The organism is Arthrobacter sp. 01T419 (assembly GCF_056398865.1).
In genome coordinates this window covers 55,543-78,044 of the sequence record NZ_JBFTQF010000010.1, presented here as the reverse complement: position 1 = coordinate 78,044, position 22,502 = coordinate 55,543, and the positions used below count along the sequence as shown (strand labels likewise).

At 61.5% G+C, this 22,502-nt stretch carries 17 protein-coding genes, 1 tRNA gene and 2 pseudogenes; 10 read left to right on the top strand and 10 right to left on the bottom strand.

The window, feature by feature from the left end:
• The first annotated feature begins 85 nt into the window (after positions 1-85).
• Entirely contained in the window at positions 86-1,399 is a 1,314-nt protein-coding gene (locus AC1DLO_RS15405; protein WP_476890672.1) for a glycosyltransferase family 87 protein, read from the top strand.
• Between the two features lie 34 nt (positions 1,400-1,433).
• A complete protein-coding gene (locus AC1DLO_RS15400) occupies positions 1,434-2,687 on the top strand; it encodes a glycosyltransferase 87 family protein (protein WP_476890638.1) in 1,254 nt (417 codons plus the stop codon).
• Here AC1DLO_RS15400 and mptB read toward each other — a convergent pair.
• Positions 2,671-4,236, bottom strand: coding sequence for a polyprenol phosphomannose-dependent alpha 1,6 mannosyltransferase MptB (gene mptB / locus AC1DLO_RS15395; protein ID WP_476890637.1), 1,566 nt, complete (start codon positions 4,234-4,236; stop codon positions 2,671-2,673). The two genes, AC1DLO_RS15400 and mptB, sit on opposite strands and share 17 nt — an antisense overlap.
• 215 nt (positions 4,237-4,451) lie before the next feature.
• Here mptB and orn point away from each other — a divergent pair, with 215 nt between their 5' ends.
• The 4 genes from orn to AC1DLO_RS15375 all read left to right on the top strand — a co-directional run bounded on the left by orn (position 4,452) and on the right by AC1DLO_RS15375 (position 6,837).
• On the top strand, positions 4,452-5,078 hold the full coding sequence (gene orn, locus AC1DLO_RS15390) for an oligoribonuclease (protein WP_476890636.1): 627 nt from the start codon (positions 4,452-4,454) through the stop codon (positions 5,076-5,078).
• Between the two features lie 131 nt (positions 5,079-5,209).
• A tRNA-His gene (locus AC1DLO_RS15385) sits at positions 5,210-5,282 on the top strand.
• A 127-nt stretch (positions 5,283-5,409) separates the two neighbouring features.
• On the top strand, positions 5,410-5,982 hold the full coding sequence (def, locus tag AC1DLO_RS15380; protein ID WP_476890635.1) for a peptide deformylase: 573 nt from the start codon (positions 5,410-5,412) through the stop codon (positions 5,980-5,982).
• A 3-nt stretch (positions 5,983-5,985) separates the two neighbouring features.
• Positions 5,986-6,837, top strand: a complete 852-nt coding sequence (locus tag AC1DLO_RS15375; protein ID WP_476890634.1) for an acyltransferase domain-containing protein — start codon at positions 5,986-5,988, stop codon at positions 6,835-6,837.
• Between the two features lie 27 nt (positions 6,838-6,864).
• Here the strand turns inward: AC1DLO_RS15375 and AC1DLO_RS15370 are convergent.
• From AC1DLO_RS15370 to AC1DLO_RS15350, 5 genes and pseudogenes are all read right to left on the bottom strand, one after another.
• A pseudogene (locus tag AC1DLO_RS15370) lies at positions 6,865-7,032 on the bottom strand (HNH endonuclease family protein); the annotation flags it as partial.
• Positions 7,033-7,414: 382 nt separating this feature from the next.
• Complete coding sequence (locus AC1DLO_RS15365) at positions 7,415-7,834, bottom strand: hypothetical protein (protein ID WP_476890633.1); 420 nt, start codon at positions 7,832-7,834, stop codon at positions 7,415-7,417.
• Position 7,835: 1 nt separating this feature from the next.
• The gene (locus tag AC1DLO_RS15360) at positions 7,836-10,070 is read right to left on the bottom strand and encodes a hypothetical protein (RefSeq protein ID WP_476890632.1); all 2,235 of its coding nucleotides are present in this window, start codon (positions 10,068-10,070) and stop codon (positions 7,836-7,838) included.
• Positions 10,067-11,335 carry a hypothetical protein gene (locus AC1DLO_RS15355; protein WP_476890631.1) on the bottom strand — a complete coding sequence of 423 codons (1,269 nt, stop codon included), beginning with the start codon at positions 11,333-11,335 and terminating at the stop codon, positions 10,067-10,069. Before AC1DLO_RS15355 ends, AC1DLO_RS15360 begins: the two co-directional genes overlap by 4 nt.
• A 485-nt stretch (positions 11,336-11,820) precedes the next feature.
• The gene (locus tag AC1DLO_RS15350; protein WP_476890630.1) at positions 11,821-13,239 is read right to left on the bottom strand and encodes a hypothetical protein; all 1,419 of its coding nucleotides are present in this window, start codon (positions 13,237-13,239) and stop codon (positions 11,821-11,823) included.
• Between the two features lie 386 nt (positions 13,240-13,625).
• Here AC1DLO_RS15350 and AC1DLO_RS15345 point away from each other — a divergent pair, with 386 nt between their 5' ends.
• Together AC1DLO_RS15345 and AC1DLO_RS15340 are read left to right on the top strand one after the other, a co-directional pair.
• The gene (locus AC1DLO_RS15345; RefSeq protein ID WP_476890629.1) at positions 13,626-16,646 is read left to right on the top strand and encodes an SIR2 family protein; all 3,021 of its coding nucleotides are present in this window, start codon (positions 13,626-13,628) and stop codon (positions 16,644-16,646) included.
• A pseudogene (locus AC1DLO_RS15340) lies at positions 16,538-16,999 on the top strand (OB-fold nucleic acid binding domain-containing protein); the annotation flags it as partial. The gene AC1DLO_RS15345 and the pseudogene AC1DLO_RS15340, both read left to right, overlap by 109 nt.
• Here the strand turns inward: AC1DLO_RS15340 and AC1DLO_RS15335 are convergent.
• Complete coding sequence (locus tag AC1DLO_RS15335) at positions 16,919-17,692, bottom strand: metallophosphoesterase family protein (protein ID WP_476890628.1); 774 nt, start codon at positions 17,690-17,692, stop codon at positions 16,919-16,921. The pseudogene AC1DLO_RS15340 and the gene AC1DLO_RS15335 overlap by 81 nt on opposite strands.
• 361 nt (positions 17,693-18,053) lie before the next feature.
• A complete protein-coding gene (locus AC1DLO_RS15330; protein WP_476890627.1) occupies positions 18,054-18,260 on the bottom strand; it encodes a hypothetical protein in 207 nt (68 codons plus the stop codon).
• Between the two features lie 89 nt (positions 18,261-18,349).
• Between AC1DLO_RS15330 and AC1DLO_RS15325 the strand changes: the two genes are divergently transcribed.
• Positions 18,350-18,694: a helix-turn-helix domain-containing protein gene (locus AC1DLO_RS15325; RefSeq protein ID WP_476890626.1), complete on the top strand. Its 345-nt coding sequence runs from the start codon at positions 18,350-18,352 to the stop codon at positions 18,692-18,694.
• A gap of 136 nt (positions 18,695-18,830) precedes the next feature.
• Positions 18,831-19,193: a hypothetical protein gene (locus AC1DLO_RS15320; RefSeq protein ID WP_476890625.1), complete on the top strand. Its 363-nt coding sequence runs from the start codon at positions 18,831-18,833 to the stop codon at positions 19,191-19,193.
• A gap of 701 nt (positions 19,194-19,894) precedes the next feature.
• Here the strand turns inward: AC1DLO_RS15320 and AC1DLO_RS15315 are convergent.
• Positions 19,895-20,827 carry a hypothetical protein gene (locus AC1DLO_RS15315; RefSeq protein ID WP_476890624.1) on the bottom strand — a complete coding sequence of 311 codons (933 nt, stop codon included), beginning with the start codon at positions 20,825-20,827 and terminating at the stop codon, positions 19,895-19,897.
• A gap of 222 nt (positions 20,828-21,049) precedes the next feature.
• Positions 21,050-22,489, bottom strand: a complete 1,440-nt coding sequence (locus tag AC1DLO_RS15310) for a hypothetical protein (protein WP_476890623.1) — start codon at positions 22,487-22,489, stop codon at positions 21,050-21,052.
• Positions 22,490-22,502: the final 13 nt, after the last annotated feature.

Genomic DNA, 22,502 nt, shown 5'->3' with positions numbered 1-22,502 from the left:
ACGGAACCGATGTTGTTCTGGAGCGGCTCCCGCCGCAACGGCTCGCGGCACCCTGTGACGACAACTACCTGACAAGGATCCTCCCATTTCCACGGACTCATTCTTCAGCGCGCTCACACGGTTCCGTCATCGTGTTCTTCCGTCTTCCTTGGAAGAAAGGCTCAACTCCCCCAAGGGTCTGCTCGCGGGCTTCTGCGTTGTGCACTTGGTTTTCCTCGTGTTCGCTTTGATCGTCTCCTTGCGTGGCGAAGCTTTCAGTGACACCTTCATCTATCGGGACTGGACTATTGCGGGGTTCCGCGATGAGAACCTCAGTGGCGGGCCTAGTCCGTGGGTCTACCCCATCCTCGCCCTGATACCGATGGCCATCGCAGGCGTGGCTGGTCCCGGACCGTTCTTCTTCCTATGGGTGCTCATGATCACAGTGCTCGACGCCGTGGCTCTCGCCAAGCTCACCGGGTGGGGACGTCGTCGGGAGGCGATTCCCGCAGCATGGTGGTGGCTTGTCTTCGTGTTCATCATGGGTTGGCTGGGTTTCGCCCGCGTGGATGGATTCACCGCGCCCATCGTGCTTATCGCCCTGGCCTATGGGGTAACGCAGCCTTTCATTGCCGCCACCCTCCTGAGTGTTGCCACCTGGATGAAGGTCTGGCCGGCCGCCGTCCTGCTTTCCTTGTTCACTGTGGTCAAGCAGAGAACCCGCGTGGTGGCGGCGGGGATCCTGACCAGCGCCTTGGTGGTCGCCCTCGCGGCGGCGGTGGGCGCGCTGCCCAAACTCCTTAACTTCCTGACCCAGCAAGGCGATCGTGGCATGCAACTGGAGGCCACCTTCACCACTCCTTGGTTGTGGCTCTCGGTCCTCCATGTTGGTGACTCCAGGATGTACATGAACACGGACATCAACTCGATGCAGGTGGATGGCCCGGGTACACCCTTCATGTCACAACTGATGCAGCCCCTCCTTGTCTTGGCTGCGCTCCTGGTCGCTGCCCTGACTTTCTGGGCACTTCACAACGGCAAGCGAACCGGCGGGACGGACCGCACGGAGCTGTTGCTGGCTGGTTCCCTGACCATGGCCACGGCCTTCGTAGTCTTCAACAAGGTCGGATCCCCGCAGTTCATGGTCTGGCTCGCGCCAGCTGTCGCAGTGGGGCTCGCGCACAGCTGGAAGGAATGGCGGGTCCCTGCGGCCATGCTCATAGCCATTGCCGTGGCCACGTACTTTATCTACCCCCTCTTCTACGACGCACTGAGCCACAACAACCCTTGGATGGCCTTGGTTTTGACCATCCGCAATATCCTGCTGGTGGTGCTCTTCTGCTGGTCTGTGCGCCGCCTGTACCTTTTGGGCAAAAAGATCCCGGCCAACGAACCGGCCGCCACTGCCAAGGAGTCCTGAGATTTCCGTTCGATTCTTTGACAGGCTGGTCCGCGTGCGCGACGCCGCCCTGCCGCCTGCCGCCGTCGCATGGTTCAGCCGTCCTTCCAGCGTGTGGTGGGGTTTTGCCGCCGTCCATGTGTACTTCCTCGGCTGGATGGCGAGCTTTTTCATCTCGGGGAACACCTTCAGCGACACAGAGCAGTACCGCCAGTGGGCAATGAACGGTTACAACCCTGCGGATCTCAACGGCACGATCAGCCCTTGGGTCTATCCAGTGCTCGCGCAGATTCCGATCTTCCTGGCCAACATCGCGGGCCCGGGCCCGTATTTGCTGGTCTGGACGCTGATCATCACGGCGCTCAATGCCGCCGGCTTGTTCATCCTGACACGGGGACCGCGCCGGAAAACAGGCATTGCGCCCGCTTGGTGGTGGCTGTTCTTCACCGCCTTCATGGGTTACCTCAGCTTTGCCCGGGTGGAGGGCATCACCGCGCCCATCGTGTTGGTAGCCCTCCTGTATGCAGCCACGCGTCCCGTAGCAGCGGGCATCCTCCTCAGCATTGCCACCTGGATCAAGGTCTGGCCGGCTGCCGTCTTGGTACCGATCGTCATCGCGAGTGGCCGCAGGCTGCAGATCATCGCCTGCGGTGCCGCAGTCACAGCGGTCGTCGCGCTGGGTACTTACGTTTCAGGCGGGCTTCCGCACATCCTTGACTTCCTGACGAACCAAGGTGAGCGCGGTATGCAATTGGAAGCCACCTTCTCAACTCCGTGGGTCTGGCTCAGCGTGCTCAACATCGGCGGCTCCAAAATCGCCGACAACGTCACCATTAATTCCACGGAGGTATACGGACCGGGCGCGAATGTAGCTGCATTCATGATGCAGCCCCTCCTGGTGCTTGCCGCCGTCGCGGGCTCAGTCCTCTTGGTTTGGGCACTTCGGCGCGGAGCCGAACCGGAAGAGCTGTTTCTTGAAGGTGCACTCATGATGACCACCGCGTTCATCGTGTTCAACAAGGTGGGTTCGCCGCAATTCATTATCTGGCTGGCTCCGGTGGTTGTAGGCGGCCTGACCCACGACTGGAATCGTTGGCGTGTTCCTGCAGCCCTTCTCATGGGCATCGCCATGACGACTTTTGTGATCTACCCGCTCTTCTACACGCCGCTCATACACGCCAACCCCGTGATGGCGGCAGTGCTCACCACGCGTAACGTGCTTCTGGTCGTCCTGCTCTGGTGGTCCGTACAGCGATCCCTCGAGCTAGGCCGTAAGTCCGGCGCGGCGGCCGCTATTCAGGGCGCCTGAGCCTTCGCTCGAGCCTGCGGAGCAGTTCCATGGGCGGGGACTGGATCAGCAATCTACGGGTGTGCACGTCCAGGACCATCAAATAGACCGTGAATCCCACCGCCACCACGAAGGCCAAGGAAGACACCTTCACGTTCAGCTCCACAAAGGACAACACCGAAATCTGGTCCTGCGCGCCGAAGGCCACGAAGAAGGTGATGGCGACGTAGAGCGACTTGATCTGCCAGTCGTCCCTGATGCCTGTGACCGCGAGCAACGGAATGAACCACAGGATGTACCAAGGCTGGATGATGGGGGAAAGCATGACGACGGCGGCAAACCCCAAGGCCGCGCGCCGTACCAGCCGCGAATAGTCGCCGCGGAACATCAGTACCACCACCAGCGCCATTCCGGCCCACTTCATGAGCGCACGGAGTCCGGTTGCCACGGCCGGCCCGGGCAAGCCCAAGAGGTTCGCGATCACCTCGACCTGCTGGCCCAGGAAGCCGGAAGGCGAATATCCGGTATAGCCGGGGGTGGGATCGAGGATGGCCCAGACCCACCCAAAGCCAAGGTTGTAGGGGATTCCGCTGATGGCCAGCACGCCAAAGCTGATGGCGGCCGTTGCGCCCCAGAACAGGAACTTGCGGGTCCAGCTCGCGGCCGGTCCTGCCCACATGAGGCCGATGAAAGGTAGGAGAAGCACGGTGATCGGCTTGATTCCAACGGAAGCCGTGACCAGCAGGAGACCGGTGATATGGCGGCCGGTTGCGGCAAAATACATTCCTGCGACCGCCAGGCCCACCATGAGGGCATCGTTATGGGCGCTGGCCACGAAACTGATGAGGAAGAGCGGATTGGCCACAGCGATCCACAGCGCACGGCCCGGGTTAATCCCGTGGAGCTCTGCCAGCTTGGGAACGTACACCACACAAAGCAGCACGCCCACTGTCGCCAAAACGCGAAAGAGCAAGACGGAGAGATCGGGCTGGGCGTCCGTGATGCCTACTACCCACCTCGCAAGCCACAGGAAATATGGCCCATAAGGGGTCTTGGCCTCAGCCCAGGCCGGGTCGGCACCGAGGGAAAACCAGTTGCTGAGGGTCGAAATGCCGGCGGTGTAGGGGTTTTGGCCTTCCAGGACCAGCCTGCCTTGGCCTGTGTAGGCGTACACGTCGCGCGAATAGATGGGCACGGCGAACATCATGGGCGCGGCCCACGCCGCAACCGCCACGACTACGGATCTGAGCGAGCCTGGTCCCCAGTCTTTGAGCCTTTGCCCAAGGCGCAACCAGGACCGGACCAAAAGCATGGCCCCGGCTGTCAGCAAGATGGTGGAAGTGGTGACGCCCCAGCCCTCGGTGCGCAAGGCGATGACAACCGGGTGCCTGAACATCGGTGATCCGTTGGCGATCCAGCCAGCGCCGATCGAACCGGCGAAGATCATGAGGGATCCAAAGAAGCCTTGCCAGATGGCTACATAGGCCTTGACTTGGCTGGCGGTACCGGCACTGGTGTGCGGCGCATTATGCGGGGAATAGAGACCCCGGGCGATCGTCCCAGACGGCATGTCGGGTTCCTTTGCCTCATCCCGGCTGTTTGAGGTGCCCACGCCCGATCCGCCTGCCGTCATGATATTCCAGTCCCTACGTACATTGATCCAGCTCATCGAGGCAAGCAACAACCGCTCGACAACGGCCCAGTTTACCAGCCGGAGTGCGTCGCAATCGCGGAATCGAGCGCTCCGCCACGCGTCCCACGCGGCCGAACGGTAGGCTGGAACGCGTGCCTATTACTAATGAACGCATCGTCTGGATCGACTGTGAGATGACCGGCCTGGACCTCGAAAATGACGCCCTGATCGAGGTGGCGGCCTTGGTCACAGATTCGGAGCTCAACATCCTGGGTGATGGCGTAGACGTCGTCATCAAACCGGAAGACGCTGCTCTTGAACAGATGAACGACTTCGTCCGCGACATGCACACCCGTTCGAAGCTCTTGGACGAGCTCCCCCACGGCAAGACCATGGCCGAAGCCGAAGCAATCGTCCTTGAGTACATCGAGAAGTGGGTACCGGACCCCAAGAAGGCACCGCTCGGCGGAAACTCGGTGGGAACAGACCGGATGTTCCTCGCCCGGGACATGCCCAACATCGTTGAACACCTTCATTATCGGGTCATCGACGTCAGCACCATCAAGGAACTCTCGCGCCGCTGGTTCCCGCGCGCCTATTTCCAGTCTCCCGCCAAACATGGCGGCCACCGCGCGCTTGGGGACATCAGAGATTCCATCGACGAACTGCGTTACTACCGCGAGGCAGTCTTCGTCCCGGCGCCTGGGCCTGACACGGCTACGGCACAAAAGATTTCCAAGCAGATTGCGGCCGCCCCAGAGACCCCGCCGAGCGCGTGATCTGCGGCACGTTTTCGGGAAATTTCACCTAAACGGTCAAAAGTGGCAAAAGCACCCCCAAACACGGGGTATAGTTTTTGTCGTTGCCTTCGCAGCTGACGGGTCATTCCGAAAGCGGTCAAAGGCGCATGGTGGGCGTAGCTCAGTTGGCAGAGCGCCTGGTTGTGGTCCAGGAGGTCGCGGGTTCAACCCCCGTCGCTCACCCTCATGAGATCGGTTGAAGTTTGCCGATCGCAGCCAAAGGCCGTACTGGTTATCCAGTGCGGCCTTTGCTTTGTCCGGGCCTCTTCCGGCCACCCTTCCAGACCCGAAAGCCAGAGGAGCACCTGACATGACCGTCCTGCCAGTCACCATCTGGGGCGAACCCGTGCTTCACCGCCGGGCGAGCGAGGTCGAAGAGTTCGACGACGAACTACGCACCTTGATTGCCGACATGTTCGAAACGAACGAAGCCGCCAACGGCGTTGGACTGGCTGCACCCCAGGTGGGAGTCGGCAAACGGATCTTCATTTTCAAATACGCCAATGACGACGACGCACCCGACGAAGGCGTTCTGGTAAACCCGGTTCTCACCCTCTCCAAGATCCCCGGAGCCCTTCCGGACCCCGAGGAAGACGTAGAAGGCTGTTTGTCTTTCCCGGGTGAGCATTACCCCCTGCAGAGAGCCGAGTGGGCTCGTGTCCAAGGGTTCGACGGTGACGGAAAGCCTGTGGATTTTGTGGCGACAGGCTGGTTCGCCAGGGTCATGCAGCACGAGTTCGACCATCTCGATGGCAAGCTCTATGTGAATCGCCTCGTTGACCGCTATGCCAAGAAAGCCATGAAGCAAGCCAAGAAGAACGGCTGGGGAGTCCCTGGCTTGAGCTGGATGCCGGGCGTCGATCCGGATCCCTTCGGGCACTGACTGATGAGCGGCATCGCGCAGGACGAATTGTTCAGGCTCCTCGACATCCATGGCGAGGACGCACAGGAGTGCGCCGCGCTGCTGGCGTCACCTCCAGGAGACGGTACGCGGCGGGCTCTTGCCATCCTGAACGCCCGTCTGGGCACCTTTCCCACCGAGTCCGCCTCAGCGGAGGGCTGCACGGAAACGGACTGGATCGAGGCGCTCCTGCGCTTTGCGCCTGTGGTCACCAACCATCATCTTTCCCTTGGCATCCCCCGGGAATCGTCCGCCGCGATCCTGGCCGACGTCGGGCTTAACCTTCGCATCAACCGGCGGGTGCATGGACGCTTCGGCTTGGACACGTGGGCCTGGCTGACGCTGCACATGGCGGGAAACATCTTCCGGATCGGCCGTTTGCAGTTCCACCTTGTCCGCGGCAACGGAGAAAGTTCCCCAGCTGCACATGGAGAATGGGTGCTAGGCGTACACATCCCCGAGGATGGCGGCCTCTCCCCCGCCCTCGTGGACACCAGCTTCAGCCAGGCCAGGGAGTTCTTTGACCGCTTCTTCCCGGACAAAACAATTGCCGTAGCGAGCTGCGATTCCTGGATGCTGGATCCCTATCTTGCCCGCAAGCTGCCAGACAGCAACATCGCGGCATTTGCTCGCAGGTTCACCCTGGACCGCTGTTCGGACGCGCCGAGCGACGCCGTCTACTTCACCTTCCGGCACCGGGACATGAATAGCCTTGCCGAGCTGCCCCGCGAGACGTCGCTTCAGCGCGTGGTCCTGGAAAGGATCGACGACGGCGGGGTCTGGCAACTTGGACATGGCCACGTGGTGCTTCCGCCGGCTCCAGGGAACCACTCCTGACGGATCCGTTCCTGTGTCCTCAGCCCGCTACTTCGCTGTGATGGTCTGCTGGCCTGGGCACGAGTCCAGGACACGCTTCATGGCGTCTTTCTCGGCCTGGGTGACCCAAAGCCGGTACGCGGCCTTGACGGAGATTTGGCGTGCCACGTAATGGCAGCGAAATCCCTTGTTCGCGGGTAGCCAGGTGGCTGTTTTAGAGCCGCCTCGGGGTTTGTGTCAGCCGATCTGTGTCAATTAGAAGCGTTCAAAGCACCCGGCATGCCCGTTACATATGGGTGCCTTATGTTCGGTGTCCGCAACGCGCAAGATGACCCAATGTGTCAGTTTCGCCGGACCGTCAGCACCGAAAACACTCACGGGCCTCCGAATGTCATGCAAGATCCCCGTAGCTGGCACGCTATCTGTCCGTGAGTAGAGACGGTCGCCCCTTAGTCGAGTGCGTCCCATATTCAGGTGGGACTGTGTCGGACCAGGCGGGACTGTGTCGGACTTTTGACAGGCATTTATGGCTTTACTCTCACCCAGTTACGCTGTCCGGAGGAAGTTCGATCGCGGTTTACAATTCCCCGACCATTTCCTAGAAAGGTCTGAGTTTGTACCTCCTGCGCTGTCGAGCGCGCTGTGGGTAGGGAAGGGATGCCGGCGCCGTGTCTATCTGTCTTTCTAACACGCGGATCCACTTGCGCTGAGACTCGATGACTTCCGTGAGTTTTGCGATCGTGTCGAGCAATTCCGAGATGGCCCCGCGAGGGTTTGCCTGGAGGGGGTCGGGATCGAACTCGCTGGAGTCCGTCGGTCGTCTGCGATCAAACGCGGCTTCAGCCAGCTCGAGTTGACTCTTCACTTCGGGATGGTGTTGAAGCACCCGGTAAAACGTCTTGTGCGCGACACCTGATTCTGCGATGATTTCAGCTTTGGACGGGCGTGTGGCGCCGCCATTGCGATAGACGGTCCCGATCGCGGCGATGATCGCATCGACGTTCTGCTGCCGAGCCACGTCACTCGCCGTTTGTCCGTAGCTGGGTACGCAAATTCTTCGCTGTATTTTCGAGGACTGCGCGTTGTTGTGAGGGCATGTCTGGAATGCCGAGCCACTCTACCGTCCGGTCCAGCCGGTACTGGTATACGAACTGCTGTTGTGGAATGAGCAGTACGTTTCCACAGGTCTGCGGGTGGCAAAGACCCTGCACGGGTTCTTGCTTGTCAGTGCACTCCATCTCTTGCAAGTAACGCAGGCAGTGAGCGACTGTCCCCGGGTAAAGAATCTGTGCGGTTGATTTTATCGCTGCGGCCAGCTCAGGGACGGACATCACCTGAGTCATGAACTGCTCGACTTCTGCGACCTCTGCGTTGGGATCGAAGGGCGCAATAGGGAGGCTCGCCAGTAAGTCCCGCACGGTGCGGGTGAACTCCCGGCCTGCATGCCCCGCCAACTGACTTTCGCCGGTCCAGACTCCTATATATAGGTCAACTGCTTCGGCCGTTCGGTGCTGGGCTTCCTCATTTGCGAGGGTGTTGAGGATGGTCCCGATCCACGCATCAGTTCCGCCGTTGGCCTGGTACGAGTGAGTCATTGCGATTCTGGCGTGTTTTGCCTGCTGCTGAAACGCAGCATCTCCCAGTGCGACGAAGTTGGAAATCGATGCGAGAGTGAAGCGGAACTGGCGGACACTGACGGAGGGTTTGGACTCATCATTGCCCATGGTACGGTCGGCACGCAGCCGCCACCCGGCATCGATCGAATGGAAACCGTGAATATGCTGATCGGTGTTCATCCGCGCCACGAAGTGCTGAATGGCCCTGTAAGATCGAGCATCAATCTCCTTTCGCTGACCAGCTGGGACACCTTTGGTACGACCCTTGCCCATAAGCAAAAATGGCGCGTCAGGGGCTGCTAGCTGTTCTAAGATTTCGCACGCCCGCACGACCGGCGGGGTTGCCCACCACTTCATGGCTTCGCCGTACGCGTTCTTTACTAGCGGTGCCGTGATGGCGTCGGCCCCCATCCAAGACGTGCGCCAACAACGACTCGGAATGCGGGCCATTTCGCCGTCCCGCATGGCTGTAAACGCTGCAATCACAATGTGACAGGCGTTGCCTAAGGTTTCTTCTTCCACTGCGATCGACTGCCAGCACCACGGATCCCGCCATGGTCCAACCGTGCCGTCGGGCCGCTGAATCTCAGTGACCGGTATGGGCAGGCCGCCCGAGACTTTTGGCGTTCCTGCGGTAATTCGGCCTTGGATGAACTGGTGATCTAGGCGGCCCTGCGCGCGGAGAGGCAATCCAGCGGCTGTCCGCAGCGTCGCTAGGCACACATCACTATTCTCAAACAGCGTGAATGCGTTTTTCCCGTGCCGGGTTACGGTCGCAGTGGGTATTCCACCTATGGCCTGGATCACGTTGTGGAAGTTAAGCAGTCGGAAACTGGTGACATCTGGATACCTCGCCCGCACAGGATGGTCCTTCGCGATTTGGTTGCCGGGACTCGCGTGTGAAGGACGGGCCAGATGCTGGTCGCGCCAAAGCCGAGCGGAAAGGATGTCAGGAGCGCACTTTTCCACATAAGTCAGTGCGTCGCCAACGAGCGAATGGAAAACCTTTGGTGGTATGGCTTCGGAAGCCAAGTCACGAGTCACCGCGGTGTCGCCCGCCCACCTCTTGGCGGCGCCGTACTCACGTGTCGGATCATGGCCGAGCCCGCCGAGCGTCAGGGCCCCGCGCATCATGTACAAGGCCTGAACGACAATGCCCAAGCCGGAGTTGGGGCATTCCGAGACAATGTGATCACGCAACGCGTCCGTCGACTCTTCCGTCCACGTCAACGGCAAACCAATGCCGAGAAGGTCGGCAAGTTCGGCGAGACGACCGAGGTGGCTACGCCAGTTGTAAATCGTCGCGGCACGAAAATCTTGATAGCGGCTCGACGAACCGGTAACGGTTGCGAGATGCCGGACCTTCCGAAGGTTCGCGCGCCAGTACAGAACTTCCCGGATTGTCAGGCTCCACTCCGGGGAGAGATCAAGGAAGCCGATTTCCCATGAGGTACGCTTCTTTGTCGGATCCGCACCGGTTATCTCCCACACGCCATCACCAAAACGCGGTCCAGGACGCTCGCTGAACCATAAGCCCGTGAATACCGGTTCGAAGTCGGAGATGTGCATGCTGGGCAAGCGCACGCTGGCATCACCAATAAGATCCCCCTGATTAACGAGCGGTTCTAATCCTGTCATTTTGGTCCCGACTCCATCCCAAGGTCGAAGAGTGCGTTGTCTCCGACGGGAAGCAATTCCCAGTCAGGATCCATCTGCGGGACGATCCACATGATCCAACGCACAGTGCGGCCCCAGTGCAGGTCCCACTCCGGTGGCGACATCGAAGCCGAAGCCCGCTCGGCGAGCAGCAGGTAAGCCTTCATTGCGGGGATGTCATCGGGAGTCACAACGCTGCTTGGGCAGAAGAAGCACGATCTGTTGGCCGCGCTGCACACCCGCCCAGACCGCTGGCCCGGAAGGGGTGAATGAAATACGTCTCTGCACCCACTTATCCCGATACTCAATTCACCTTCGAAGGCCCTATGCGCTAGTTCCCGGCTGATCGGAAGTCCGCTTATGACCTCGCCATGACGATTCAGCGCGGTGGGCCGAAGGCCGCGGGCGACTTCATCAGCCAAGCCAGGGATCTCCTGCCATGCCTCCGCGAGGTCACGCATGGCAACCTGTGAGTTGAGATAGTGCGATGACAGGACCTCAATGGTGTTGTCATCGATCAGCTCGGATAGCAACAGACCCTTACCTGTCGCTGTGAATCGGGCCCACTTCGCAGCAGGCCGGATGGCCCGGAAATGTAGGATTTCCGGGCTGTTTGAACGCGTGTACTGCTCCGGGATTTCGATTCCCAAGCCGGCCTTGCGGGGCTTCTGGCACCAACGAAGGAAGCCGCTGCGCCTTGGCGATAGGAAGATGCCGGTAATGTGTGAAACGACCCCTTGGGGATCGGAATAGATGATGCCTTTTGCCGTGCCGGCTGAGCGGGTGAAGTCTCCCTCGTCGGCGCAGATCCAAGGATACTGACGCCAGGACTCGTGCGCCACGGCCCGGGTCGCACCGGTTGCATCGCGCAGTCGCCGAAGCAGCGAACCGGACCGCCAGTCCTTGTCGGCGAGGAACAGCGCCACGGAGCCCAGCCCGCGCGCCCGGGGCTTGAACCAGCGCACGCTGACGCGCATCCGCCCGTTGCCCCAGTCTTGGACCGACGTCGGCTCGTCTGGATCAAACGACAGCGACTTGATGACATCGGGTGACTGACTCCACTCCATGCACAAGAGAATGAAGAATGCCACTGTTTCGTGCCGCTGTATCAGCGCTGCATTGGGCGGGGCGGAAATACCGTCCCAGGCGGCCTTTCGGATGCGGTGCTCGGCTTGTGATATGTCATACATGGCTGCGCGCAAGACGTCCCTGAGCATCCCAGCTGGGAGTGCCTCAGTGGGGGTCATCCTGCGGTCAGGTACATTAGCGGGAGCCTGGACGAACTGTCTCACGTCGGCAGTCATGGCGCCGTTGCGGGAACTTTCCCGTACGTGGCGTAGGTAATCCCACACAATGAGCGCATTCTGATGGCCGCTCTTGGAGTGTTGAAACTGCCGCTCCAAGTCTTCAAGCACCTCCACGGTGAGTTCGCTCCAGCGGCGAATGCCATGGCGATTCAACACGGGAAGCAACTTGCTAAGTGCGTTGCGCTGCTGTCTGGCGGTTGTAAGCCGACCATTGTTGTTCCTCGCTTGCCAAAGATGCCCGAGCTCGCGGGCCAGCGGTTCCCCAGACCCGGCAGCAGACACATCGAAGGAAATCGTGGATAGCCCGGGTCGTCTTATGTCGGTTCCGGTAACGACAACGGATCCGATTTCCGGGAGTCGCCGTTCCGAGGAGGGAGAGTGTGCGCGTCCACGGTGTGTCCGACGTTCGCCTGGTTTAGGTGAGGTCATGGCGCGCTGCCGATGAAGGATTCGATCCAGGAGTCGCCTCGCATGAACGAGGTCTGCTCCTCCCGCATCAGGTAGTCGATATACACCAGGGTCGTTTCGAGGCGCCGATGACCGAGCAACCTCATCATTCGCACAAGCGGATTCATGTGCCGTCGCCGCAGCGCAGCACGGTCACCCTGCACGAGAGCATTGGCAAAATCACGATCATGTTCGGAGATCCGGTCCAGTTCTGCAGACAGCCACTCGGTTGCGAATGTGTGCCGGAGCATGTGCGGAGTGATCCGTCGGGGTGCAGGGGAACCCTCCGATTTCAGGACGACGTTCACACGGGAGTTGGCTTCGCGAAACATCATTGACCAGGCCTCTGGCGCCAGCATCGGCGCCCGAACACCAGGAAACACGGCGAGCGACACCAGCCAGTCGTCTTCGACCGACTGAATCCCCCTGCCCATTCCGGGCTCCACGGCGAGATCGCGGGCGATTTCGGCCGTGCAGACAAGTCTGCGTCGCTGCTCCTTCGACAAGTTCACGAGATTTCGTTCGCCGATTCCCCGGATCGTCAGTTTACTGTTGCGGCCAAACCTGTCAGTTACCTTCGTCACAACGAGCAGCTCGCCGTCTCGGTCCAATCGCCGCAGGTTCTGTTGCGCTTCGTCCGTCGTGGTCAGCCATTCAGAGTCGTGATAGCGGCCCAGCCGCTTTACCCAGGCAGCAACTTCCTCGAAATCCCGCCCCGATCCCCATTTGCAAATGTTCGGTGGCAGGTAGCCGATGTTGCGGGCATAACCGTCGCGACGCAGCGGAAGATCGAGCATGGTCAGGTGAGCCGCTTCTGCGCGGCGGGTTCCGTGCAGAACCAGAAAATCAGCGAACAGCGAATCCCGAAGCAGCGTCTTGATCGAATGACTCGTGCGGGTCATTCTGCCATCCAGAGACAACGCCTGGATTCCCACAGCGCGAAACCGTCTGTACTCATGCGGATCCACGACACGTGGCCAAGTCACACTGGTATCAGCTAGCCGCAACGACTTCCAGTCGCCTGCAGGAATGTGCTCCATGAGTCCGGCGGCATGGCAGGACTCAGCGAACCATTTCAACGGAACAAGGTTAAGGTTCCACGTTCCCCCGGAGACACCGTCGAGTTCAAGCCGCACATCGTCGCGGTACTCGAGCAGAGTATCGAAATTCATTTCGAGCGGGTCAGCGCCGTGCGATGTGCAGGACTCGACCCACATGCGAACGGCACTGGCATAGACGGCTTCCGTGCCCTCATTTCGGGCGCTGGTGCGTTGCAGGAACTTGTTTCCGGCATCAAAAGGAAACCCCTTGGGGCCCAAGAAAACGCGCCTCATACGCACCTTTACGGGCTTTCGTGTCTGCGGATCAACTGGCACGGCGCCCAACGCGTTCTCCACTCTTTCGCGCAGTCCTACTGGGAGGATCGATGTCTTCGGGGCGCGGCCCCTGATCTTCCGCACCATCGGCGGGACGACGTACGCCTGCTCTCCGACGACTCCATCAATCGACATACGACGGACCCTAGCAGGGCAATGTTCTTCTTGATGTTTACCAACGATCAGCGCCTCAGCGTGTCGCGCTACACCCTGGGCAGCAAAATGTCAAGTATCATGTCTGGTGGGGTTCCTGACCTGATAGTTAGGACTCGTCGTGGCTTGAAGTTCGAGCGCGCAATTGCACGTCCAGATGGCCCATCGATTTATGGGTTCGACGATCGCTGGGCGGAAGATGATCTTGTCGGGCGGGTCGCAACGGGATACGACAGGACACCAGGTCTCGTTGCATGCCGGCCCCGGCCTGGGGATGCTTTATTCGTATGCCTATTCCATCAAGGTCTAGGCGATGCAACGTTTTTGGCATTTTCCAGGCCTTCGTTAAACCGCCAATGGCCGTCGAAAAGCGAGCCGCTGCGAGTCGGAGCTGCAGTCGCATGTGTCGTTTGGAACGATACGCAGGAGGGCCCACGATGACGCCGTGGGTGGGGAAATCCTTTCTGGGGTCGGCCAGTGACGGTTCCTTGCCTGCCTGGATTGGCTCCGAGGGCTTGACCGAACCCTGTAGATTCCCATGTGTGTGGATTGGTGAAGTGAATGTGCCGCGCGAATTGGTGGACGGCGGCCGCAGAGGTCAGCTTGTGCTGTTCGTCGGAGCGGGAGCCTCGATTGATGCGCCATCGAGCCTCCCGAGTTTCGACAGGCTGACCGAGGACATCGCTGCAAGGGCCTCGAAGCCCCTCCATGAGGGTGACCTCAAGCATCCCGACAGGTTTCTCGGGCTCCTCGAAGACGAAGGAGTTAGAGTCCGCGAGATGGTCAGTGGACGTCTCGGGCGTGCGGACTCTCAGCCGAACCGGCTTCACCACGCGATCATGGGACTCGCAGCAACGTGCCCATCAGCGAGGGTCGTGACCACGAATTTTAACCGCCATCTCAGCGCCGCGTTAGCAACAATTCCGATCACCATGGACGAATACATGGCCCCGGCATTGCCGATGGGCGACGACTTTGAGGGTCTGGTGTACCTGCACGGCAGCCTGACGCAGGGGGTACGTCGACTTGTCCTCACGGACAAGGACTTCGGAACCGCCTATCTGCACGATGCGTGGGCGGCGCGGTTCTTGGAGAGGATGTTCAGGACCCGGGTTGTGCTCTTCATCGGCTACAGCCATAGCGATGTTGTGATGCAATACTTCGCTCGTGCTTTGGGCGGAAACACCTCACGGTATGCCCTCACGCCCAACCCCGAAGATCGGAGCTGGCAGACATGGGGCATCACCCCCGTCGGCTACCGAGTCGACGAGGGATCCCATGTGGCACTTCCCATCATCTTAGAGAAATGGGCTCGGCTGGCGTCGATGAAACGACTGGAGCACGTCGACCGGACCCAAGAAATCATCTCCACTGGGATTCCAGCCGTCCCCGAGGAGGTTTCCTACCTGGAAGACGCCCTCGCGGACCCCGAACAGGCCAGGTACTTCACCGAGGCAGCGCGCGGTACAGCATGGCTCCAGTGGGCCGCCGACCGACCGGAATTCGCGCGCCTCTCGATCGGAGAAGCCGACGACGAGCTCGCACTGACACTGGCAAGATGGGTCGCGATACACTTCACCATCGTCGACGAGAAACTGTCCAACGCGGCGCTCGAAGTCATGCGTGTGCGGCTCTGGAATGCCCAGACTTGGCGGGTCATCGTCCACGCGGTATGCGTGTTCAGCCTCACGGAGGGGGTTGTCGAGTGGATCCGACCATGGTTCGCACTGCTCATCGAGCGGGATCCCGGAGCCTCTCAGGATCCCGGAGATTTCTTAACCACGCTCCTGGCGAGCACCGGATGGAGAGAGGACCCCGACACTGCGCTGATGCTGCTTGATCATGTGACCCAGCCGCGGCTCGTCACCCGACCAACCCTCGGCTTTGTCCAGGAGCCGAGATTCGATGTGATCCTACGTGGCACCGAAATGCAGCTGGCCAGCGCATGGAAAGACCGCCTGCCTTCGCTCTTTCCGACGCACCTGTCGGCGATGCTGGCCATCGTTGACCACCAACTTAGAGGAGCCTATCGGCTGTCCGTCGCCGCGAATCCGACCATGACTTTCGACGGAATCAGCTACAAGCGGGTCGCTATCGAGACGATCGGGCCAGACACAGTTCACGACACTCTCGACGTCCTCATCGACGCGGCCCGTGATCTCCTCCTTCAAGCGCTGGAAACCCATCCCGCGTTGGCACAGCACTATCTGGACACCTGGGCCGACGCTCCTGAAACGGTCCTTGTCAGACTCGCCGTCCACGGCTGGCATTGCCGCAATGATCGGACATTCTCGGAGAAGCTCGCGTGGCTAGCGGCCCGACAATGGCTCTATCGTCCCGGCATCCAGTACGAGCTGTACCGCCTGTTGCAGGCCGCGATGCCGGAAGCAGGTCTCGAAGAGGCAGGCCTCATCGTTCAGCAGGCGCTGGAGGGACCCGGTGACGCGGCCATGGACCCCGAGCGCTGTGCCAGGAGCCGATTCGACATGGTGAGCTGGCTCGCTCAATCGGCTCCGAACGCGCCGGGCATCGCCGAGGCGTACGGCGCTGTCAAAGGAGAGCATCCAGACTGGGCGCCTGATGCACCGGCAAGCATCAACGCTGGGAGGACGCAAAACCCGTTCCAACGTCTAAGGCCGTTCACTGTCGAGCAGTTGCATTCCTGGATTCGGGCCTCAGCTTCGGGCGCAGTTGCCAGACTTGAAGAATTGTTGGACAGCGAGCGGGGCTGGGGCGGCCCCGAGTTTGAGGAGGCACTGCGAGTCCTTGAACAATGCACTGCTGATTACCCTGATGACGGCGTTTCACTCCTCCCTCCCCTCACTAAAGGAGCAGATGCCCTTGGCTGTGCAGGCCGTGATCAACGGGTGGGCCGAAGCCTCTCTGGAAGACGCAGCGGCCGGCCGTGTCCTGGAAGAGCTCGCCGGATTGGACCGAAGCCGCTTCGGGCCTGCGATTGCCGGGCTTCTGGCCTCTGGCGTCCGAGACGGGAACCAGACCGAATGGCATCGCTTCGATGGTGCCCGCTCACTCGCTGCGGAGGTCTGGGCGGTCCTCGCCCAACCCGCACCGCTCCGCGGGCGGGACCTTTTCGTGGAGGCGCTCAACAGCCCTGTCGGCCGATTGACAGAATTCTGGATCCGCGCCGTTTCCCGACTTGGAGATCACCCGGGAAGAACTGGACATCCTGGCACTGGACGTCACCCACCACCTCATCGACTCCTACCAACCGCTCCTCGAACCGCTCGGCCTCACCAAAGCCCAAGACCTCCTGACCCTGCGCAACGGCTCCACAGTCCTCGTCGCGGGGATCCGGGTCGCCACCCAGACCCCGCCCATGAGAGGCGGAAAACGCGTCGTCTTCATCAGCATCGACGACGGCACCGGCTGCGTCGACGCCACCTTCTTCAGGGACGCCCAGGAAAAAGTCGCCCCGCCCATCCTGTTCTCCACCAACCTGCTGCTCATCGAAGGCACCACCCGCCGCACAGGCCCACGCGGCATGTCCCTCCAAGCCAGCAACGCCTGGGACCTCGGCGCCTCAGCCTCAGGACCCGATTCTCAGCGGCATGACCTCTGGCCTCCCGCCTTCCGCCCATTGGACAAGAACGGTGTTTCCGCCCCATGATCCCTCATGGGCGAGGACGTGAGCGGCCGTGAGGGTGCCGTCGCCCCAGGCAAGCTCTTGGCTCTTGCGCTGGTGCCAGTGTCCGGAAAACAGGAGCGTGGGTTGCAACACCTCAACCGTTCTCTGAAGCAGTCCTCGCGTGCGTTCTGCAGCAAAGGCGATGTCTGGCGGGAGTGCGAGCCCCTTGAGTCCCTGGAAGCTGGCCGGGGCGTCGTGCGTCAGAAGCACGTCAACTGGAGCAGATGCTATGAGCCGTTCGGCTTCCTCCGGTGTGGGTTCTTCAAGGGCGGCCCAAAGGTCTTTGCCCTCGGTTCGCCATCGCCGGTCAACGCTGTATGCGCCCCCTAGGCCCCCGATGCGAAGGCCGTGACGCTCGATGACTGTCCCCCGCGGCAGGTAGCTCATCCGATTCGACAGCCTCCTGGTTCCGTCAGGGAGGGGGTTAAGCTCGCGGAGATCCTTGTGGTTGTCGTGGTTGCCGTCGATGAAGAGGAATTCGATGTCGGCATCATTGAGCAGCTGGCCGAGGCGCTTGTCGAAACGGCCCTTCTTGGGTCCGGGCCATCGTACGGCTAGGTCGCCGACGTGAAGGAGCAGGTGTATGTCCTCGCTTATTAGCGTTCGGATGACGCCTCGGGCGATGCTGAGGTCGCCGTGCCAGTCGCCGGCCACGGCGAACCTGACATCGTTCACTCTGCGAGCCTTCGGATAGCGCACACGGGCGTTGTCGTTCTGGTCGTCTCGATACCATCGCCCCGGACGTCGATGCGAAAGATCGCCCGACACCCGAGCTGAAGTTGGATGATTCCGAGTAAAGGCACAGTCCCCCCGTCCCGTCGCAGGGGTGCCGACTCCCATTCGCCCAAGGTCTGGCGGCATGAGAAGCGGACGAGTGAGCTGCAGTCGGGTCCAACTACCAGAACGTATGCCGACGCTGAGGCGGTTAGGACTAGATAGCGGCCGAAGTCGAGGTCGGTGACAGCCCCTACCGGTTCGGCGTCAATGCTCCGGGCGCTCACGGGCCTTTTCGCGTGGTCGGAGTGCGACGGCTGCGTCATGCGGCCTGGCTGCCCGGCGCCGATTCGATTTGCTGGATTGCGGAGGGGAACTCGACGGCGAGGTAGACGACCGTTTCCTCCTGCACGTAGCGATAGCGCAGGTCCTTCGTTTCGTCGACGTACTGCGGCACGCAGTTGAGGAAGGTGCGAAGATCGCGGATGGAGACTGAGTTCGAAAGGTCGAGTCTGACCTGTACTGCCAAGGGTGATACTCCTCGTTTGAAAGGTGATTTAGGTCCCATGTCCAACTAGTTGGACAGACAACAATGTCCCATCTTAGTGACATTGAACGATGCCCGTTCCCCGTAAGTCCTCCGCCGAGCAGCTAGAGCTTTGGAGTGCGCGTCGCAAAGCGGTGGGAGCTCGGATACGCGAATTGCGATTGGAACGAAGTCTGACGCAGGAGGAGCTCGGAAACGCTGCAGGAATGGATCGGAAGATGGTCCTCTACGTCGAACTGGGCCAAAGGAGTCTGGGCTATGAACGCCTCTGGGACATCTCTGCGGTGCTTGGCGTTGACATCGTCGATCTCTTTGTTCCACCTGAAACCATGCCCCAGAGAATCATTTATCGGGGTGGCCGACGTCGGCACAGAGACCGGAACATAAGTCCTCGAGAGCCGGCGCCCGAGCCGTAGCGGGAAGCAGACGTGGGATGGGCCATAGGGCGGCAGACCTGGCCACTTGGAGCAGGGCGACCCTGTGACGCCGTCAGAACGAACCCGCCCAGGTCGTGAGCACGAGGCGAAGCAGGGCCCCGTCTAAGCTGGTCTCGTGAACTTACATAACACCGTGAGCAGCATCGACGTGGCCATCCATGCGGAGCCCGCCGAGTGGTGGCAGGTTGTGGTGACCCTCACACCACTCGTGGCGCTTCTGATTGTCGTGTTTGTGCTGCTCACGTTGTACCGATCGACAACAGCGCCCGCGGCTGGATCGGAAAGCCATGTCGAATTGTGGAGCAGGGCTGAGTGGTGGGGCAGAGCTGAATGGGCCATGGACATGGCTTTGGACGACAAGCCGGAACGACGAAAAGTCGGGCTCGCAGTATTGGACCAACTAAGTACAGACCGCTTTGTGGGCAAAGAGGATGCCCGCATTGTCGCCCAAGCCCGGGCGTTGTTAAACAAGCGTTGACCACCTATGTCTGACAGACATCGAGGGTCCGACCTCAAACTCGATGCGTCTCACAGATGACTGGCGCAAACGAAAATGAGGCGCCAGCGGAACTTGACTTTCACCCAAGCGGAAGCATCTATCCCAATGGCCGATTGCCCTCGCAGGCTCCGCTCCTATCGGAGTGTCCCTCACCCGTCACAGCAGGTTAGATAGATCTAGTTAGGCCGACGATGCGGCCCTGCTCCTTCGGACCAACCCTGAGGAGCATAGAATCGCGATTGTGATTGAACCTTGGGCCGACTCGCCTCTCAAAGATCCAAGCCGAGACAAACTCGACCGCGGCCCCTTCGTTGAAATGGTGGCCCAACTGGTGGAGCACCTAGCTGACAGCAATGACAGCACTGTCCTAGGCCTAGTGGGCGCATGGGGCTCAGGAAAATCAACAAGGTGCAATCCTGCAGGCGTGGGTTCACGCGTGTAGGTGGAACAGTTGTTCATCTTGCCGGGCGTGGCGGGCATTGTCGCGGCCCACCACGGGCTTTCCTCACCGATGCCTTCGATGATGGACACCGTGCCGTCACGTCCGATGAAGCACTGTTGCTCCCCTACCCCGCTTGGAGTTCCGGGATCGGTGAAGGCCCGTTGGGCGTCTGCGAGTAAAACGGCGCTCTCGGCAGGCCGAACCAAGTCGGGGGACACGCGCCGGGATCTGGCTACGGTCAGGTGGGTGTGATGGCGGCGGCGGCTTGGTCGAGTTCGCCGTGGCAGCGGTCGAGCCAGGCTTCGCCCCAGAAGAAGTTGCAGCTGGTCTGGGCTTGGAGGAGGTGCCGGCGGGCCAGCTCGAGGCCGGGGTCGGACGGGCCGCTTCGGCTGGCGGCGGCGTGAAGTTGGCCGCTGACCTGCCGGACACGCGCGAGGGCGTCACGCTGGGCGGGGCTGCCGGTCCATTGCGTGAAGCCGCTGCCGTCGTGCCAGCCGGTGTTCCAGGCCCCGTCGCGCACTCGTACTTCGCCGTAGGGTGGGTTGCGGTCGAGGTGGTCCCCTATGAAGGCGGGGGCGATGCCGCCTGCGGTGCCGCTGCGGGCCCGTTCGAGGAGGGGCTGGTAAAAGGATGTCCAGAAGTTGGCGCTGGCGGTCGTGTTCCTGAACCATCCGCCGTTGTCGCCGTCGGTGGCGGTGGTGACCAGGGGCGTGAACTCGCAGTGCCGGGTGCGGGCTTTGACCTCGCGGATGAACCAGTCGGGGTCCATCCCGGACTCCTGGGCATCGGAGAGTTCCCGGTCGCGCACGACCACGGTGATCTCGGCGCCGCCGTGGCGGGCGACATGCGTTCGGTAGCGCAGCTCGTCCCAGCGCATCGGGTCGACCGCCTCGACGTGGTTGGAGTCGACGAGCACGTATCGGTAACCCATCGTCTGCAGGAGTGGGATGAGCTCCATGGTGAAGCCCATCTCGGGCGGCCAGAACCCGCCCGTGTGGGGGCGGGCGAAGAGCTGTTCGCCTGTCTGGCGCCACGCATCGAGCTGGTCGGGCCAGTCCTGGGCGGATATGAGGGGGAGGACGGGGTGGTGGTACGCGGTGGCCAAGATGTCGATGATGGCGGTGTTCTGCCAGTGCCAAAGCAGCGATCCGCAGTCCACGATCCCGTACACGCGGGACTGGAAGGCCGGATCCGCGAGCGTCTCGAGCAGGATTCCTGAGAGCGAGAGGTGGACCCGGCCGGTGTCCTCGTATGGCCACAGGGACCTTGGGATGCGGTCGAAGGGCGTAGAGGATCTCTCGGGCGGCCCACGGGTCGGCCTTGAGGAGGTGCTCGAGGTTGCCGGCGGGTTGGTGCAGGTTGAGCACCAGCGCGAAGTCGATCGGCCCGGCCATCAGTGGGCCTCGCAGGCTTGGATGGCGCGGCGGGCGAGCTCGGCACCGTAGTCGGTCCAGATGCCCTGGCCCCAGTAGCGGTAGCAGCTGGTCTCGCACGCCAGCAGCAGGAACAGCGCCCGCCGGTAGGCGGGATCGCTGCTGGGAACACCGGCGTTGAGGAATCGCTGGTTGAAGAGGGCGCTGGCCCGCTGCATCGGGGCAAGGACGCTGTCATAGCCGGAGACCCAGGAGATGTTGTTGGTCCAGCTGCCGCCGTCCATGTGGAACCTCCCGTCCTCGCCCGAGAGCTGGTCGATCACTTCTTCGAGCCGCTCGGGTCCCTCACCGGGGGCGAGCCGCTCCCAGACCCGGTGCTGCCCCGCCGGCTGGATCGGCGGCAGGTCCCCGAGGTCGACGCCGAGGGCGGTGAGGGCTTCGAGATACTCCGAAACGTTGAGAGCGGGTGTGGACGACCCGGAGGACTCGGCGATGACATCGAAGTATTTGGGAGGGAACTCGTTCATCATCACCCCGCCGTTCTCGCCATCTGCGATCTGGGTGACCAGCGGCGGGACCATCCGGCCGGCCAGCTGCAGGGGTGCGAGACCCTTGGCCTCGTAGTAAGGCTGCATCTGGCCGACCAGCTTGGTGTCGCTGCCTTGTGTCTTGACTACCGCGGTGATCGTGGCAGTCTCGCCTTTGGAGCTGGTGCAGGTGAGCCGGTGCGGAAGATGCGGGCGGTCTATGGGACGGCCGCCGGGGCGTTCGACGGTGTGCTCTTGGACCAGAACCCAGCTGTAGCCGCACTCGACCAGAGTGCGCACGAACTCATAGGCGACATCAGGCTGGTTCGGCAGAGCCATCTCGGCCGGCGAGAAACCCCGGACTCTGCCGAGCGCCTCGGTGCCGAAGATGGCGGCGAAATGGTGCTGCCAGGCGCGCACGTGCAGACGGAAGTCCTGGACGGGGGTGGAGGGGGCCACCGCGTGCCCCCAGGTCGATCCCAGCCACTCCACCGCACCTCGCCAAGGGTCTTCGCAGGTGATCCGGGCCAGCGCGTCGAACACGTCATCGCGGCCCATCTGGCGCATACCGTGCAGCAGGGTGCCCGAGTAGTCCAGCATCACCCGGGGTGCCAGTCCCCGCTCCAGGAGCTGCGGGATGAACTCGCCCATCCGCTTGTAGCACTGCGCGAAGGCCGGGGCGTTGTGGTTGTCGCCCTGGTCGGGGTGGTCCATCATCCACGCAAGGTTCGAGATTACCGCCGCGCTTTCCAGGTCCTGCCCGCCGGCGGGTATCAACGGTTGGTGCATGTGCAACGCCACGGCGAAACCGCTGCCCAGCCGGGCGAGATCCACCGCGTTGAACGCCCGCTGTCCACGGCCGGCTGCGATCGCCTGGGCGACCACGCTCTCCTCCCCGCAGATATTCGGCAAGCCATCCACATATTCGTCCATTGTTTTCCCTCCG

What these genes read in the sequence shown, in the direction of transcription:
- mptB (WP_476890637.1), bottom strand. Translation starts at nt 4,236, where the DNA reads ATGCCGTCTGGGACGATCGCCCGGGGTCTCTATTCCCCGCATAATGCG.
- def (WP_476890635.1), top strand. Translation starts at nt 5,410, where the DNA reads ATGACCGTCCTGCCAGTCACCATCTGGGGCGAACCCGTGCTTCACCGC.
- AC1DLO_RS15375 (WP_476890634.1), top strand. Translation starts at nt 5,986, where the DNA reads ATGAGCGGCATCGCGCAGGACGAATTGTTCAGGCTCCTCGACATCCAT.
- AC1DLO_RS15360 (WP_476890632.1), bottom strand. Translation starts at nt 10,070, where the DNA reads ATGACAGGATTAGAACCGCTCGTTAATCAGGGGGATCTTATTGGTGAT.
- AC1DLO_RS15355 (WP_476890631.1), bottom strand. Translation starts at nt 11,335, where the DNA reads ATGACCCCCACTGAGGCACTCCCAGCTGGGATGCTCAGGGACGTCTTG.
- AC1DLO_RS15345 (WP_476890629.1), top strand. Translation starts at nt 13,626, where the DNA reads ATGCCGGCCCCGGCCTGGGGATGCTTTATTCGTATGCCTATTCCATCA.
- AC1DLO_RS15325 (WP_476890626.1), top strand. Translation starts at nt 18,350, where the DNA reads ATGCCCGTTCCCCGTAAGTCCTCCGCCGAGCAGCTAGAGCTTTGGAGT.
- AC1DLO_RS15310 (WP_476890623.1), bottom strand. Translation starts at nt 22,489, where the DNA reads ATGGACGAATATGTGGATGGCTTGCCGAATATCTGCGGGGAGGAGAGC.